This window comes from Pseudomonas sp. 29 (assembly GCF_002754355.1).
Classification (GTDB): Bacteria; Pseudomonadota; Gammaproteobacteria; order Pseudomonadales; family Pseudomonadaceae; genus Aquipseudomonas; species Aquipseudomonas neuropathica.
The window spans coordinates 4,063,042-4,077,037 of record NZ_PEEY01000001.1; the positions used below are offsets into that span (position 1 = coordinate 4,063,042).

A 13,996-nucleotide genomic window follows, 5' to 3' on the forward strand; every position below is an offset into this window, starting at 1 on the left:
GCATGAGTACTCATACTTTCAAACCCGACATGCCCCCACCGAACAGCAGCATCGGCGTGGTGGCGTGGATGCGCGCGAACATGTTCTCCAGCTGGCTCAACACCCTGCTGACCCTGTTTGCGTTCTACCTGATCTACCTGGTGGTGCCACCGATCCTCAGTTGGGCGATTGTCGATGCCAACTGGGTCGGCACCACTCGCGCCGACTGCACCAAGGAGGGCGCCTGCTGGGTGTTCATTCAGCAGCGTTTTGGCCAGTTCATGTACGGCTACTACCCGACGGAGCTGCGCTGGCGCGTCGACCTGACCGTGTGGCTGGCGGTGATCGGCGCGGCGCCATTGTTCATCTCGCGTGTGCCGCGTAAAGCGATCTACGGGCTGAGCTTTCTGGTGCTGTATCCGATCATTGCCTTCACCTTGCTGCACGGCGGTTTTGGTCTGAGCAATGTGGCGACCAGCCAGTGGGGCGGCCTGATGCTGACCCTGGTTATCGCCACTGTCGGTATCGCCGGTGCGTTGCCGCTGGGGATTGTGCTGGCGCTGGGCCGTCGTTCGAACATGCCGGCGATTCGTGTGGTCTGCGTGACCTTCATCGAGTTCTGGCGCGGCGTGCCGTTGATCACTGTGCTGTTCATGTCCTCGGTGATGCTGCCGCTGTTCCTGCCTGAAGGCATGAACTTCGACAAACTGCTGCGGGCACTGATCGGCGTGATCCTGTTCCAGTCGGCCTATGTGGCCGAAGTGGTGCGTGGCGGTCTGCAAGCGATCCCTAAAGGTCAGTACGAAGCGGCCGCGGCGATGGGCCTCGGTTACTGGCGTTCGATGGGTTTGGTGATTCTGCCGCAAGCCCTGAAGCTGGTGATCCCCGGCATCGTCAACACCTTCATTGCGCTGTTCAAGGACACCAGCCTGGTGATCATCATCGGCCTGTTTGACCTGCTCAACAGCGTCAAACAAGCCGCTGCCGATCCGAAGTGGCTGGGCATGGCCACCGAAGGCTACGTGTTCGCCGCCCTGGTGTTCTGGATTTTCTGTTTTGGTATGTCGCGCTATTCCATGCATCTGGAACGCAAGCTCGACACTGGCCACAAGCGTTAGGAGTTCTGTAAATGAGTGAAGCAATCAAAAAGCCTGTAGGTCCTGAAGGCATTATTCAGATGCAGGGCGTCAACAAGTGGTATGGCCAGTTCCACGTGCTCAAAGACATCAACCTCAACGTCAAACAAGGCGAGCGTATCGTCCTGTGCGGGCCGTCGGGTTCCGGTAAATCGACGACGATTCGTTGCCTCAATCGTCTGGAAGAACACCAGCAGGGCCGCATCGTCGTCGACGGCGTGGAACTGACCAACGACCTCAAGCAGATCGAAGCGATCCGCCGTGAAGTCGGCATGGTGTTCCAGCACTTCAACCTGTTCCCGCACCTGACCATTTTGCAGAACTGCACCCTAGCGCCGATGTGGGTACGCAAGATGCCCAAGCGCAAGGCCGAAGAAATCGCCATGCACTACCTGGAGCGCGTTCGCATTCCTGAGCAGGCGCACAAGTTTCCGGGGCAACTGTCCGGTGGTCAGCAACAGCGTGTGGCGATCGCCCGCGCGCTGTGCATGAAACCGAAAATCATGCTGTTCGATGAACCGACTTCAGCGCTCGATCCGGAGATGGTGAAAGAGGTTCTGGACACCATGATCGGCCTGGCTGAAGACGGCATGACCATGCTTTGCGTGACTCACGAGATGGGCTTTGCCCGTACTGTGGCCAACCGCGTGATCTTCATGGACAAGGGCGAAATCGTTGAACAGGCGGCGCCGAATGACTTCTTCGATAATCCGCAGAATGAGCGGACGAAGTTGTTTTTGAGTCAGATTTTGCATTGATGGTATGTGCGTAAAAACAACCCGGCCTTGTGCCGGGTTTGTTTTTTGTGGGTCAGGAAACGGTCAGGGTTTCGTGTTCCTTGTGCACTGTGTGCGTGAAACCTCGCAGGTCTGCGCCTTCAGCCAAGGTCTGGATATCGACGAGCATGTAGGGATGACGATCCAATAAGCGCATCAGCAGCACCAATGCTTTGGGGGGAAGTAACTCGCCCCGTTCGTAGCGAGAGAATGCGTTATGCCCGCCACCAGAGAGCAGTTGCACTGTCTCTTTCTGCGTCAGGTGCAATTTGCGTCGAATTCGTTTCATCTCGGCGCCGATCATTTGTCTGGCGGCGATAACCAGCTCATCGCCTGCTTTCGTATAACGTTCCGCGCTATCGGTATCGTCATCCCACTCGACTTCGCCGCACTGCTGGCATTCCCAGCCAGAAAGATCGGTTACACGGCGCTCCATGCCTTTGACACTCAGGGTCTCGCCTCGCCCCTCGAAATGCCTCATTCCCTCACGGGCACCACAGCTGAAACATTGCCGGGTTTTCATGGGTTTTTCTCCTTGAAGGAGATTACCGGTGCGCCGCCGGCAGGGCGGTATGTCACCTTGATGTAAATCTCCAGATCTTGTGAATGGGTGTGATACACGTCCTGCCAGACTCGATGATCGTCATAGCTGGTCATCGACTTGTACAACATCCTGTTCTGCAGCTCGTAAACGATTTCTTGCATCTCTCTTATGCTAAAGCCGAGAAGATCACCGGATTCTGCAGAGCTTCTGGTAAAGGCCCTTCTTCCAAGCCGCCTGACCTCAGCCTTGATCACCGCCAGCTCATAATGGGGTGTGTTCTTTTCCATAAGAAACCAAAACCCTGTCCCTGAAATTACCCTTAAAGGGTAATTTTCACCAATCGAAAATATCGCTCCATGTGTCTCCGATTGACCCTAGGTGGTTGCCGTCCTACACGGGTCTGACTAACATGTCAGAAAATTCATCCTATGATTGGATGAAAGGGAAAATCCTATGTCAGATATCTCTCCACTCGTTAAGCGATCCCTGGTCGATCAGGCTCTGGATCAGCTTCGTCAGCGCATCAACAGCGGTGCCTGGCAGGTTGGCGAGCGTTTGCCGACCGAACCCGAGCTGTGCGCCGAGCTGGGCATCAGCCGCAACACCGTGCGCGAAGCCATGCGCGTGCTGGCGTTTTCCGGACTGATCGAGATTCGCCAGGGCGATGGCAGTTACTTGCGCGCCGTGGTCGATCCGCTCGATACGCTGAAAGCGTTGTCACGCTGCTCGCTGGATCAGGCACGGGAAACCCGGCACATTCTCGAAGTCGAGGCCATCGGCCTGGCGGCGTTGCGCCGTACCGACGAGGACCTCGTCGCCTTGCGTGAAGCGCTCGGCACCAGCGGCAGCCACTACCACGGCGATCTCGACACCTATATCGCCTGCGATCTGGTGTTCCACCGTCGTCTGGTCGATGCCGCGCACAACCCGACCCTCAGCGAGCTTTATCGCTATTTCTCCAGCATCGTCGGCGCGCAATTGCGCCAGACCCTGAATATCGTCCCGCGCCGTCAGGAAGTGTTCGACTTGCATATCGAGTTACTCGATGCGGTCGAGCAACGCGACCCGGAACGAGCCAAAGCTTTGTCGAGGCAGTTGATCAATGAACCTTGAAACCGAGAAATCCATGTCCCGCAGTGAGCTATCCACAACCCCAAAGCGCACGGCAGAGCTTGAAGAGCTGCTGATCGACGCTGAGGCCGACGACGAGCAAGTGCAACAAAGCCATCCGCTGGTGCGCCGGCCGTGGTTGTTGCTGCTCGGCTTGATTCTGGTCGCGCTGAATTTGCGTCCGGCGCTGTCGAGCATGGCGCCGCTGCTCAGTGATGTGTCGAAGAGCCTCGGTTTGTCGGCGGCTCAGGCCGGTTTGCTGACCACACTGCCAGTGCTGTGCCTGGGATTGTTCGCCCCACTGGCACCGATTCTGGCGCGGCGTTTTGGCGCTGAACGGGTGGTGTTGGGAATTCTACTGACACTGGCCGGCGGGATTATCTTGCGCAGCAACTTCGGCGAGATCGGCCTGTTCGCTGGCAGCGTATTGGGCGGCGCGAGTATCGGCATCATCGGAGTTTTGCTGCCGGGCATCGTCAAGCGCGACTTCGCCAAACACGCCGGTACCATGACCGGCGTGTACACCATGGCGTTGTGTCTGGGCGCGGCGATGGCGGCGGGTTCCAGCGTGCCGCTGAGTGAACATTTCGGTCACAGTTGGGCGATGGGCCTGGGTTTCTGGGTGATTCCGGCGCTGGTTGCAGCGGTGTTCTGGCTGCCGCAAGTCGGGCAGAAACATGGCGCGCACAACGTCGCCTACCGTGTGCGCGGGCTGCTGCGTGATCCGCTGGCCTGGCAGGTGACTTTGTACATGGGCCTGCAATCGTCGCTGGCCTACATCGTGTTCGGCTGGTTGCCGTCGATCCTGATTGGTCGCGGCCTGACGCCGACCCAGGCCGGTCTGGTGTTGTCCGGTTCGGTGATCATCCAGCTCGCCAGTTCGTTGGCTGCGCCGTGGCTGGCGACGCGCGGCAAGGATCAGCGTCTGGCGATCGTCGTGGTCATGGCGCTGACTCTTGGCGGGCTGTTCGGTTGCCTGTATGCGCCGATCGAAGGCCTGTGGGGCTGGGCGATTCTGTTGGGGCTGGGGCAGGGCGGTACGTTCAGTCTGGCGTTGACGTTGATCGTACTGCGTTCGCGTGATTCGCATGTTGCGGCGAATCTGTCGAGCATGTCTCAGGGTTTCGGTTACACGTTGGCGTCGATGGGGCCGTTTGCGGTCGGCGTGGTGCATGACTGGACCGGCGGCTGGAATGCCGTGGGCTGGATCTTCGGCATCATTGGCACCGGTGCGATCATCGCTGGCCTCGGCGCCGGGCGTGCGTTGTACGTGCAAGTGCAAAGCGAAAAAATCTGACGCATAACCCTTTTTTGGGGCCAGTGATATCCAATGTGGGAGCGAGCTTGCTCGCGAAGACGGTGGTTCAGGCAAAGATCATGTTGAATGTGCCGGCCTCTTCGCGAGCAAGCTCGCTCCCACAGTTTTTGGGGCGCCTTGAAGACCTTGCGTGGTATTCGGTTTACGAATGCCGATAGTGTTTCTGCGCATTGCAGATTATGGTGCTGGCACTCTGTACCTATTTTGGAGTTTGCCCATGAGCGAAGCCCGCGCCGCGTTGATCACCCGCTTCTACCAGGCCTTCCAGCGCCTCGATGCCGAAGCCATGGCCGCCTGCTACACCGACGACGTCGTGTTCAGTGATCCGGCCTTCGGCGAACTGCGCGGGCGCGATGCCGGCGACATGTGGCGCATGCTCACCACCCGCGCCAAAGACTTCTCGCTGACCTTCGACAACGTCCGCGCCGATGAGCGCAGCGGTGGCGCACATTGGGTCGCGACCTACCTGTTCAGCCAGACCGGCAACATTGTCATCAACGATATCCAGGCCCGTTTCGTCTTCCGTGACGGCAAGATCTGCGAGCACCACGATCACTTCGATTTGTGGCGCTGGTCGCGTCAGGCCCTCGGTTTCAAAGGCCTTCTGCTCGGCTGGACACCGCTGGTGCGCAACGCCGTGCGCGCCCAGGCATTGAAGGGACTGAAGGCATTTCAGGCCGGTCGCTGATAAGATCGCCGCCTGTTTTCCTACACGTTCAGATCCCGAAGTGACCAGCCTTAGCGAAAAACCTGTCGACGTCGCCGAACCCGTGAGCAAGTCCTGGTTCGTCTACCTCGTTCGCGCCGCCAATGGCTCGTTGTACTGCGGGATCAGCGACGATCCGGTGCGTCGTTTCGCCAAGCATCAAAGTGGCAAAGGCGCACGGTTCTTCCTCTCCAGCCCGGCGATGGCGCTGGTTTATACCGAACTGTGCCGCGACAAGAGCGATGCGCTGCGCCAGGAACGTTTGATCAAAAAACTCAGAAAGAGCGCCAAGGAATATCTGGTCGCGTCTTATCAATCTGACTGATCAGTTCCCATCAGGCAGATCTGTAGGCTGCTAAGCAAATGCACGCTAAGCTGCGGGCTCACTATCTGAGCGGCGGAGCCGAGCATGTCCGAGTTGATTCTGCATCATTACCCGACCTCCCCATTTGCCGAGAAGGCCCGTCTGCTGCTGGGGTTCAAAGGCTTGTCGTGGCGCTCGGTGCATATTTCGCCGGTGATGCCTAAACCGGATCTGACCGCGCTCACTGGCGGCTATCGCAAGACACCGGTGTTGCAGATTGGCGCTGACATCTACTGCGACACTTCGTTGATCGCTCGTCGTCTCGAGCAAGAGAAGGCTTTGCCAGCGTTCTTCCCCGAAGGTCAGGAGTTCACCACCGCCAGTTTCGCCACTTGGGCTGACTCGGTAGTGTTCCAGCATGCGGTGAGTCTGGTGTTTCAGCCGGAATCTGTGGCCGTGCGTTTTGCCAAGTTGCCGCCGGAAGCGATCAAAGCGTTTATTGCCGACCGCGCCGGTTTGTTCTCGGGCGGCAGTGCCACACGTCTGTCCGCCGAACAGGCCAAGCATCAATGGCCGACGATCATGGCGCGGCTGGAGCAGCAGTTGCAGCGCGAGCAAGGCGACTTCCTGTTCGGCGAACCGTCGATTGCTGACTTCGCATTGGCGCATCCGCTGTGGTTCCTCAAGGCGACGCATGTGACGGCGCCGCTGGTGGATGAGTATCCGGCGGTTTCGGCGTGGCTGAGTCGAGTGCTGGGCTTTGGCCATGGCGCAGCCAGTGCGATGACGTCGGAAGAGGCGCTTGAGGTTGCACGCAACGCGACACCGGCGGCATTGCCGGATGAGCAGTTTGTTGATCCGAACGGCTTCAAGGCTGGCCAGCAGGTGGCAGTCTCGGCGACGGATTACGGGGTTGATCCGGTGGTGGGTGAGTTGCTGTTTGCCGGCAGTGAAGAGCTGATCATTCGTCGCGAAGACGAGCGTGGCGGCGTGGTGCATGTGCACTTCCCGCGATTCGGTTTCCGTATCGAAGCCCGCTGATTCGAGTCTGTTGCAAAACCTGTGGGAGCGAGCTTGCTCGCGAAGACGATTCATCATTCAACATTGTTGTTGGCTGATGCACCGCTTTCGCGAGCAAGCTCGCTCCCACAGTTGATTACTTCAGGGCGGCGAGGATTTCGTCCGGGTCAAAACCGCGAATCAACGTGCCATTCACGTCGATCAACGGAATCCCGCGTCCACCCAATGCCTCATACGCCTTGCGCGCCTCGGCATCCTTCTCGATATCGAACTCCTTGAACGCAATCCCTTTGCTGTCGAGAAAGCGTTTGGTCTGCTTGCAGTAGCCGCACCAGTCGGTGGCGTAGAGCACGACATTGGCCTGCGCCCGCGTCTGCTCCGAGACCATTTGTGACGGGTTGAATACCCGCTCGATCTTGCCCCAGTTCTGATAGACCACCACGACAAGCAGTACCAGCAGAACCTTCTTCAGCACATTGCCGAGCATCAGTTGCGGCGCTTCAGCTGATCAGTGAGCGAGGTTGGCAGGCCTTTGATCACCAGGGTGCCAGCCTCTTCGTCATACTCGATCTTCGAACCCAGCAGGTGCGCTTCAAAGCTGATCGACAGGCCTTCGGCGCGGCCGGTAAAGCGGCGGAATTGATTCAGGGTGCGTTTGTCCGCCGGGATCTCCGGCGACAAGCCGTAATCCTTGTTGCGGATGTGATCGTAAAAGGCTTTCGGACGCTCTTCGTCGATCAGCTCCGAGAGCTCTTCCAGACCCATCGGTTCGCCGAGTTTGGCCTGGCTGCTGGCGTAATCGACCAAGGTCTTGGTTTTCTCGCGGGCGGAGTCTTCCGGCAGGTCTTCGCTTTCGACGAAGTCGCTGAAAGCCTTGAGCAGCGTGCGGGTCTCGCCCGGGCCGTCGACGCCTTCCTGGCAACCGATGAAGTCGCGGAAGTACTCGGAGACCTTTTTGCCGTTCTTGCCTTTAATGAACGAGATGTATTGCTTGGACTGCTTGTTGTTCTGCCACTCGGAAACGTTGATCCGCGCCGCCAGGTGCAATTGGCCGAGGTCGAGGTGACGCGAAGGGGTCACGTCCAGCTCATCGGTCACCGCCACGCCTTCGCTGTGGTGGAGCAGGGCGATGGCCAGGTAATCGGTCATGCCTTGCTGATAGTGGGCGAACAATACGTGACCGCCGACCGACAGGTTCGACTCTTCCATCAGCTTCTGCAGGTGCTCGACCGCGACTTTGCTGAACGCGGTGAAGTCCTTGCTGCCTTCCATGTATTCCTTCAGCCAGCCGCTGAACGGGAACGCGCCGGACTCCGGATGGAACAGGCCCCAGGCTTTGCCCTGTTTGGCGTTATAGCTCTCGTTGAGGTCGGCGAGCATGTTCTCGATGGCTGCAGACTCGGCCAGTTCCGTGTCACGGGCGTGCAGAACTGCGGGCGTGCCGTCGGGTTTTTTGTCGATCAGGTGGACGATGCAATGACGGATCGGCATGGGCTTCTCGGCTGTAGGAAGGGAGGAGGGCAGGCTCCCCCGAAAAAGCGCTAAGTGTACCGCAACCACTGGTTTTGGCGCGGGTTGTAGGGCAAAACCGGGGCGCGCACTGACGCATATGCAGTTTTTTACCGATTTAGCGCAATAAAGCTGACCAAATGGGTAGCTAGAGGCGGATATTTCCCCGTCTCTGTGCTAGTTTTGCCCGGTCTTACGCGAAGTCACTGCGTTAAGCGTGCAATCAGCATTTGTCAGGTCGAACCAAACCCTGATTTCGGTATCTATAACCCGACTCGTCGTGGTTATCGCCGAGGGTGCCAGATCCAGAAGATCGGGCTCGATGGCTGACACTGCACTCTGCAATCCATATGAATTTGATAGGGAAGGAACACTACATGGCTCTTACTAAAGACCAACTGATCGCCGACATCGCTGAAGCTATCGACGCGCCGAAAACCACCGCGCGTAACGCTCTGGACCAACTGGGCCAAATCGTTGCCGATCAGCTGGAAAACGGCGGCGAAATCACCTTGCCAGGTATCGGCAAGCTGAAAGTGACCGAGCGTCCTGCCCGCACTGGCCGTAACCCTTCGACTGGCGCTGCCATCGAAATCCCTGCTAAGAAAGTGATCAAGCTGGTTGTGGCCAAAGGCCTGACCGACGCTGTGAACAAGTAAGACGCAGCAATAAAAAACCGTGCACCGGAGTGATCCGGGCACGGTTTTTTTGTGCCTGCGATTTGGCAAGCACTTAGATCCCATGTGGGAGCGAGCTTGCTCGCGAAGGCAGTGTGTCAGTCAGAGTTGAATTGACTGATGCTCCCCATTCGCGAGCAAGCTCGCTCCCACAATTGATTTGTGTCCGGTGATGCGGTGTTTAGCGAACCCAGCGCTCGCGGCGCCAGATCTGCTGCTCGGACTTGGTCTGGAAGGTCCAGGCCACAAAGCGGCTCTGCTTCTGGCCCTGAGACATCTCGACGACCTGGCTTTCCAGCACGCCGGCTTTTTTCAGTGCGGTTTCGATGGCCGGCAAGTTCGAAGCTTTCGACACCAGCGTGCTGAACCACAACACTTTATGCTGGAAGTTGGCGCTCTCGGCGATCAGTTGCGTCACGAAACGCGCCTCGCCACCTTCACACCACAACTCCGCCGACTGACCGCCGAAGTTCAGCACCGGCAGTTTGCGTTTCGGATCGGCCTTGCCCAGTGCGCGCCATTTGCGCTCGCTGCCCTTGGTCGCTTCGTCCATCGAGGCGTGGAACGGCGGGTTGCACATGGTCAGGTCAAAGCGCTCGCCCGGCTCCAGCAGACCGATCAGGATGTGCTTGCGGTTTTCCTGCTGACGCAGCTGGATGACTTTGTTCAGGTCGTTGGACTGAACGATGGCTCTGGCGGCCGCTACAGCAGTCGGATCAATCTCCGAGCCGAGGAAGTGCCAGCGGTATTCGCTGTTACCGATCAGCGGATACACGCAGTTGGCGCCCATGCCGATGTCCAGCACGTTGACGATCGCGCCGCGCGGGACCTTGCCGTCGTTCATGCTCGCCAGCAAATCGGCGAGGAAGTGCACGTAATCGGCACGGCCTGGAACTGGCGGGCAGAGGTAGTCTGCCGGGATGTCCCAATGCTGGATGCCATAGAACGACTTGAGCAGCGCCCGGTTGAACACGCGCACCGCATCGGGGCTGGCGAAGTCGATGCTTTCCTTGCCGTACGGGTTGGTGATCACGAACTTCGCCAGTTCCGGCGTGGTTTTGATCAGCGCCGGGAAGTCGTAACGACCCTGATGGCGATTGCGCGGGTGCAGGCTGGCCTTTTCACGCGGCTCAACGGTCTTGGCCGGGGTCGCGGTGTCAGGCTTCTTGCGCGCAGGTTTGGGTGTGCGGGGGGCGTTCATGGGCGTGGTCGATTCGGGTATGGCTGAAAGTGGCGGGTATTGTCCCACATCCAGCCGCTGCGAACTCAATATCAGCAACACCACCGATCTCTGTGGGAGCGAGCTTGCTCGCGAAAGCGTCCTCTCAGTCAACATCACTTTCGCCTGACACGGCCTCTTCGCGAGCAAGCTCGCTCCCACAGGGATTGGCAGTGGATGAAGGAAAGTAGGCAATAAAAAAGGCGCGTCACCCGATCGGGTTGCGCGCCTTTTTAATGCGATTTACCAGTTACAGACTGGCAATCCGCGCGTGCTGCTCGGCCAGTTTGCCCAAGGCTTGTTCAGCCTCGGCCAGTTTGGCGCGTTCCTTCTCGATGACTTCGGCCGGGGCCTTGTCGACGAAACCGGCGTTGGACAGTTTGCCGCCAACGCGCTGGACTTCGCCCTGCAAACGCAGGATTTCCTTGTCCAGACGCGCCAGTTCAGCGCCCTTGTCGATCAGGCCGGCCATTGGTACCAGCACTTCCATCTCGCCTACCAGTGCGGTGGCGGACAGCGGCGCTTCTTCGCCAGCCGCCAGAACAGTGATCGATTCCAGACGCGCCAGCTTCTTCAGCAGCGCTTCGTTCTCGGTCAGACGGCGCTGGTCTTCAGCGCTGACGTTCTTCAGGTAGATCGGCAGTGGCTTGCCCGGGCCAATGTTCATTTCGCCACGGATGTTACGCGTGCCGAGCATCAGTTCCTTGAGCCATTCGATGTCGTCTTCGGCAGCCGGATCGATGCGCTCTTCGTTGGCCACTGGCCACGCTTGCAGCATGATCGTCTTGCCCTGAATGCCGGCCAGCGGCGCGATGCGCTGCCAGATTTCTTCAGTGATGAACGGCATGAACGGATGCGCCAGACGCAACGCCACTTCCAGTACGCGAACCAGCGTACGGCGAGTGCCGCGCTGACGTTCAACTGGTGCGTTCTCGTCCCACAGCACAGGCTTGGACAGCTCCAGGTACCAGTCGCAGTACTGGTTCCAGATGAACTCGTACAGCGCTTGTGCTGCCAGGTCGAAACGGAATTGATCCAGCTGACGGGTCACTTCGGCTTCAGTGCGTTGCAGTTGCGAGATGATCCAGCGATCCGCCAGCGACAGCTCGTAGGCTTCGCCGTTCTGGCCGCAGTCTTCGCCCTTGTCCAGAACATAACGCGCGGCGTTCCAGATCTTGTTGCAGAAGTTGCGATAGCCTTCGACGCGGCCCATGTCGAACTTGATGTCGCGACCGGTCGAGGCCAGCGAGCAGAAGGTGAAGCGCAGGGCGTCGGTGCCGTAGCTGGCGATACCGTCGGCGAATTCGTCGCGGGTCTGCTTCTCGATCTTCTTCGCCAGTTTCGGCTGCATCAGGCCGGAGGTGCGTTTCTGCACCAGTTCTTCCAGCTCGATACCGTCGATGATGTCCAGCGGATCCAGAACGTTGCCCTTGGACTTGGACATCTTCTGGCCCTGGCCATCGCGCACCAGACCGTGCACATAAACGGTCTTGAACGGCACCTGCGGCGTGCCGTCCTCGTTCTTGATCAGGTGCATGGTCAGCATGATCATCCGGGCAACCCAGAAGAAAATGATGTCGAAGCCCGTCACCAGCACGTCGGTGGAGTGGAATTTCTTCAGGAATTCGGTCTGCTCAGGCCAGCCCAGGGTGGAGAAGGTCCACAGGCCAGAACTGAACCAGGTGTCGAGCACGTCGTTGTCCTGTTGCAGCGCCACGTCCGGGCCGAGGTTGTGCTTGGCACGCACTTCGGCTTCGTCGCGACCAACGTAGACCTTGCCCGACTCGTCGTACCAGGCCGGAATCCGGTGGCCCCACCACAGCTGACGGCTGATGCACCAGTCCTGGATGTCGCGCATCCACGAGAAGTACATGTTTTCGTACTGCTTCGGCACGAACTGGATGCGGCCATCTTCAACGGCAGCAATCGCAGGCTCTGCCAGCGGTTTGGTCGACACGTACCACTGGTCGGTCAGCCACGGCTCGATGATGGTGCCGGAGCGGTCGCCTTTCGGCACTTTCAGGCCGTGGTCGTTGACGCTGACCAGCAGGCCGGCGGCATCGAACGCAGCTACGATTTGCTTGCGCGCTTCGAAACGCTCAAGGCCGGCGTATTCAGCCGGAATCGCGCCATCGATGCTGTCGTTCAGCGTACCGTCGAGGTTGAACACCTGGGCTGCCGGCAGCACGTTGGCGTTCTTGTCGAAGATGTTCAGCAGCGGCAGGTTGTGGCGCTTGCCGACTTCGTAGTCGTTGAAATCGTGGGCCGGGGTGATTTTCACGCAGCCGGTGCCGAATTCAGGATCGCAGTAATCGTCGGCGATGATCGGGATGCGGCGGCCAACCAGTGGCAGCTCGACAAACTTGCCGATCAGGGATTTGTAGCGCTCGTCGTTCGGGTTCACCGCGACGGCGGAGTCGCCGAGCATGGTTTCCGGACGGGTGGTCGCTACGATCAGGAAGTCGTTGCCTTCAGCGGTTTTCGCGCCGTCGGCCAGCGGGTACTTGAGGTTCCACAGGAAACCCTTCTCGTCGTGGTTTTCCACTTCGAGGTCAGAAATCGCCGTGTGCAGTTTGGTGTCCCAGTTGACCAGACGCTTGCCGCGATAGATCAGACCGTCTTCGTGCAGACGCACGAACGCTTCTTTGACCGCTTCCGAGAGACCGTCGTCCATGGTGAAGCGCTCGCGGCTCCAGTCAACGGACGAGCCGAGGCGGCGGATCTGACGGCTGATGTTGCCGCCGGACTGATCCTTCCACTCCCAGACCTTCTCGAGGAATTTCTCGCGGCCCAGATCGTGACGATTCTGGCCGGTGGCTTCCAGTTGACGCTCCACCAGCATTTGCGTAGCGATGCCGGCGTGGTCGGTGCCCGGCTGCCACAGGGTATTGCGACCCTGCATGCGGCGGAAACGGATCAGGGCGTCCATGATCGCGTTGTTGAAACCGTGACCCATGTGCAGGCTGCCGGTGACGTTCGGCGGCGGGATCATGATGGTGTAGGAGTCGCCCGCGCCTTGCGGGGCGAAGTAGTTCTCGGACTCCCAGGTGTTGTACCAGGAAGTTTCAATGGCGTGCGGCTGGTAGGTCTTATCCATGCGCGGCGGGACCCTATTGGCATTAATTCAGGAAAAGCCGACGAGTATAGCGGGGCATGGGGCCGAGGGCGAGCGGGGCGGGCCCTGAGGGGATCTAAATGTAGGAGTGAGCCTGCTCGCGATGCAGGCGCTGCGGTTTTTCAGGAAAACCGAGGTGCTGCTATCGCCAGCAGGCTGGCTCCCACAGGGGTTGGGGGGTTATTCGTATTGGCTGAGCAGCCGTTCCATGCGTGCATCGAGCCGGCGCTTGATTTCGGTTTCGATGTGCGGCGCGAAGTCGTCGATCACGTCTTGCATGATCAATTGCGCGGCGGCGCGCAGTTCGCTGTCCAGGTGGAGCAGGGCGTCCGGGCCTTTATTCGCGTGGGGCGCAGGTTGCGCGGCCGGCGCCGGAGTTGGAGCGGGTTGCGGTTCGACTGCGACTGCGGCCGGCTCGGCGCCGACAGAGTCAAACAACATCGGAATCTGTTCCTGTTCGCCATCGTCGACCGTGTCGGTCAGCAGCGGTGGTTGCAGGTTGTCATCGCCGAGCAACTGGCGGATCGATTCAAGATCATCCAACAGGTGTGCGGACTTTTGTTGCGGTTTCGGAGTGTCCATT

15 protein-coding genes are annotated in these 13,996 nt (G+C 59.1%); 8 read left to right on the forward strand and 7 right to left on the reverse strand.

Annotated elements, in window-relative coordinates; translation table 11 throughout:
• The first annotated feature begins 2 nt into the window (after positions 1–2).
• Positions 3–1,097 (forward strand): amino acid ABC transporter permease, encoded by a 1,095-nt coding sequence (locus tag CLU80_RS18705; protein ID WP_093436977.1) that lies wholly within the window; start codon positions 3–5, stop codon positions 1,095–1,097.
• 11 nt (positions 1,098–1,108) lie between these two features.
• Positions 1,109–1,873 carry an amino acid ABC transporter ATP-binding protein gene (locus tag CLU80_RS18710; protein WP_008080191.1) on the forward strand — a complete coding sequence of 255 codons (765 nt, stop codon included), beginning with the start codon at positions 1,109–1,111 and terminating at the stop codon, positions 1,871–1,873.
• Positions 1,874–1,925: 52 nt separating this feature from the next.
• On the opposite strand, the gene CLU80_RS18715 is transcribed toward CLU80_RS18710, so the two are convergent.
• Both CLU80_RS18715 and CLU80_RS18720 read right to left on the reverse strand, forming a co-directional pair.
• Positions 1,926–2,414 (reverse strand): type II toxin-antitoxin system MqsA family antitoxin, encoded by a 489-nt coding sequence (locus CLU80_RS18715; RefSeq protein ID WP_099758063.1) that lies wholly within the window; start codon positions 2,412–2,414, stop codon positions 1,926–1,928.
• Positions 2,411–2,722 carry a type II toxin-antitoxin system MqsR family toxin gene (locus CLU80_RS18720; protein ID WP_099758064.1) on the reverse strand — a complete coding sequence of 104 codons (312 nt, stop codon included), beginning with the start codon at positions 2,720–2,722 and terminating at the stop codon, positions 2,411–2,413. Before CLU80_RS18720 ends, CLU80_RS18715 begins: the two co-directional genes overlap by 4 nt.
• A 166-nt stretch (positions 2,723–2,888) precedes the next feature.
• Between CLU80_RS18720 and CLU80_RS18725 the strand changes: the two genes are divergently transcribed.
• From CLU80_RS18725 to CLU80_RS18745, 5 genes are all read left to right on the forward strand, one after another.
• The gene (locus tag CLU80_RS18725; protein ID WP_095050963.1) at positions 2,889–3,548 is read left to right on the forward strand and encodes a FadR/GntR family transcriptional regulator; all 660 of its coding nucleotides are present in this window, start codon (positions 2,889–2,891) and stop codon (positions 3,546–3,548) included.
• The gene (locus CLU80_RS18730; RefSeq protein ID WP_093436962.1) at positions 3,538–4,842 is read left to right on the forward strand and encodes a CynX/NimT family MFS transporter; all 1,305 of its coding nucleotides are present in this window, start codon (positions 3,538–3,540) and stop codon (positions 4,840–4,842) included. The genes CLU80_RS18725 and CLU80_RS18730 overlap by 11 nt, the downstream gene beginning before the upstream one ends.
• A gap of 238 nt (positions 4,843–5,080) precedes the next feature.
• Positions 5,081–5,551, forward strand: coding sequence for a nuclear transport factor 2 family protein (locus CLU80_RS18735; protein ID WP_099758065.1), 471 nt, complete (start codon positions 5,081–5,083; stop codon positions 5,549–5,551).
• A gap of 40 nt (positions 5,552–5,591) precedes the next feature.
• A complete protein-coding gene (locus tag CLU80_RS18740) occupies positions 5,592–5,894 on the forward strand; it encodes a GIY-YIG nuclease family protein (RefSeq protein ID WP_099758066.1) in 303 nt (100 codons plus the stop codon).
• A gap of 84 nt (positions 5,895–5,978) precedes the next feature.
• The gene (locus CLU80_RS18745; RefSeq protein ID WP_099758067.1) at positions 5,979–6,914 is read left to right on the forward strand and encodes a glutathione S-transferase family protein; all 936 of its coding nucleotides are present in this window, start codon (positions 5,979–5,981) and stop codon (positions 6,912–6,914) included.
• A 115-nt stretch (positions 6,915–7,029) separates the two neighbouring features.
• On the opposite strand, the gene CLU80_RS18755 is transcribed toward CLU80_RS18745, so the two are convergent.
• Together CLU80_RS18755 and yejK are read right to left on the reverse strand one after the other, a co-directional pair.
• Positions 7,030–7,380, reverse strand: a complete 351-nt coding sequence (locus CLU80_RS18755) for a glutaredoxin family protein (protein WP_099758069.1) — start codon at positions 7,378–7,380, stop codon at positions 7,030–7,032.
• Positions 7,380–8,384 carry a nucleoid-associated protein YejK gene (gene yejK / locus CLU80_RS18760; RefSeq protein ID WP_095050956.1) on the reverse strand — a complete coding sequence of 335 codons (1,005 nt, stop codon included), beginning with the start codon at positions 8,382–8,384 and terminating at the stop codon, positions 7,380–7,382. Before yejK ends, CLU80_RS18755 begins: the two co-directional genes overlap by 1 nt.
• Positions 8,385–8,779: 395 nt before the next feature.
• Here yejK and CLU80_RS18765 point away from each other — a divergent pair, with 395 nt between their 5' ends.
• Entirely contained in the window at positions 8,780–9,061 is a 282-nt protein-coding gene (locus tag CLU80_RS18765; RefSeq protein ID WP_003221909.1) for an HU family DNA-binding protein, read from the forward strand.
• Positions 9,062–9,260: 199 nt separating this feature from the next.
• Here the strand turns inward: CLU80_RS18765 and rlmF are convergent, their stop codons facing one another.
• From rlmF to CLU80_RS18780, 3 genes are all read right to left on the reverse strand, one after another.
• A complete protein-coding gene (gene rlmF, locus CLU80_RS18770) occupies positions 9,261–10,280 on the reverse strand; it encodes a 23S rRNA (adenine(1618)-N(6))-methyltransferase RlmF (protein WP_093436942.1) in 1,020 nt (339 codons plus the stop codon).
• A 268-nt stretch (positions 10,281–10,548) separates the two neighbouring features.
• Complete coding sequence (locus CLU80_RS18775; protein WP_099758070.1) at positions 10,549–13,395, reverse strand: valine--tRNA ligase; 2,847 nt, start codon at positions 13,393–13,395, stop codon at positions 10,549–10,551.
• Between the two features lie 198 nt (positions 13,396–13,593).
• Positions 13,594–13,995 (reverse strand): DNA polymerase III subunit chi, encoded by a 402-nt coding sequence (locus CLU80_RS18780; protein ID WP_099758071.1) that lies wholly within the window; start codon positions 13,993–13,995, stop codon positions 13,594–13,596.
• Between the last annotated feature and the right edge of the window lies 1 nt (position 13,996).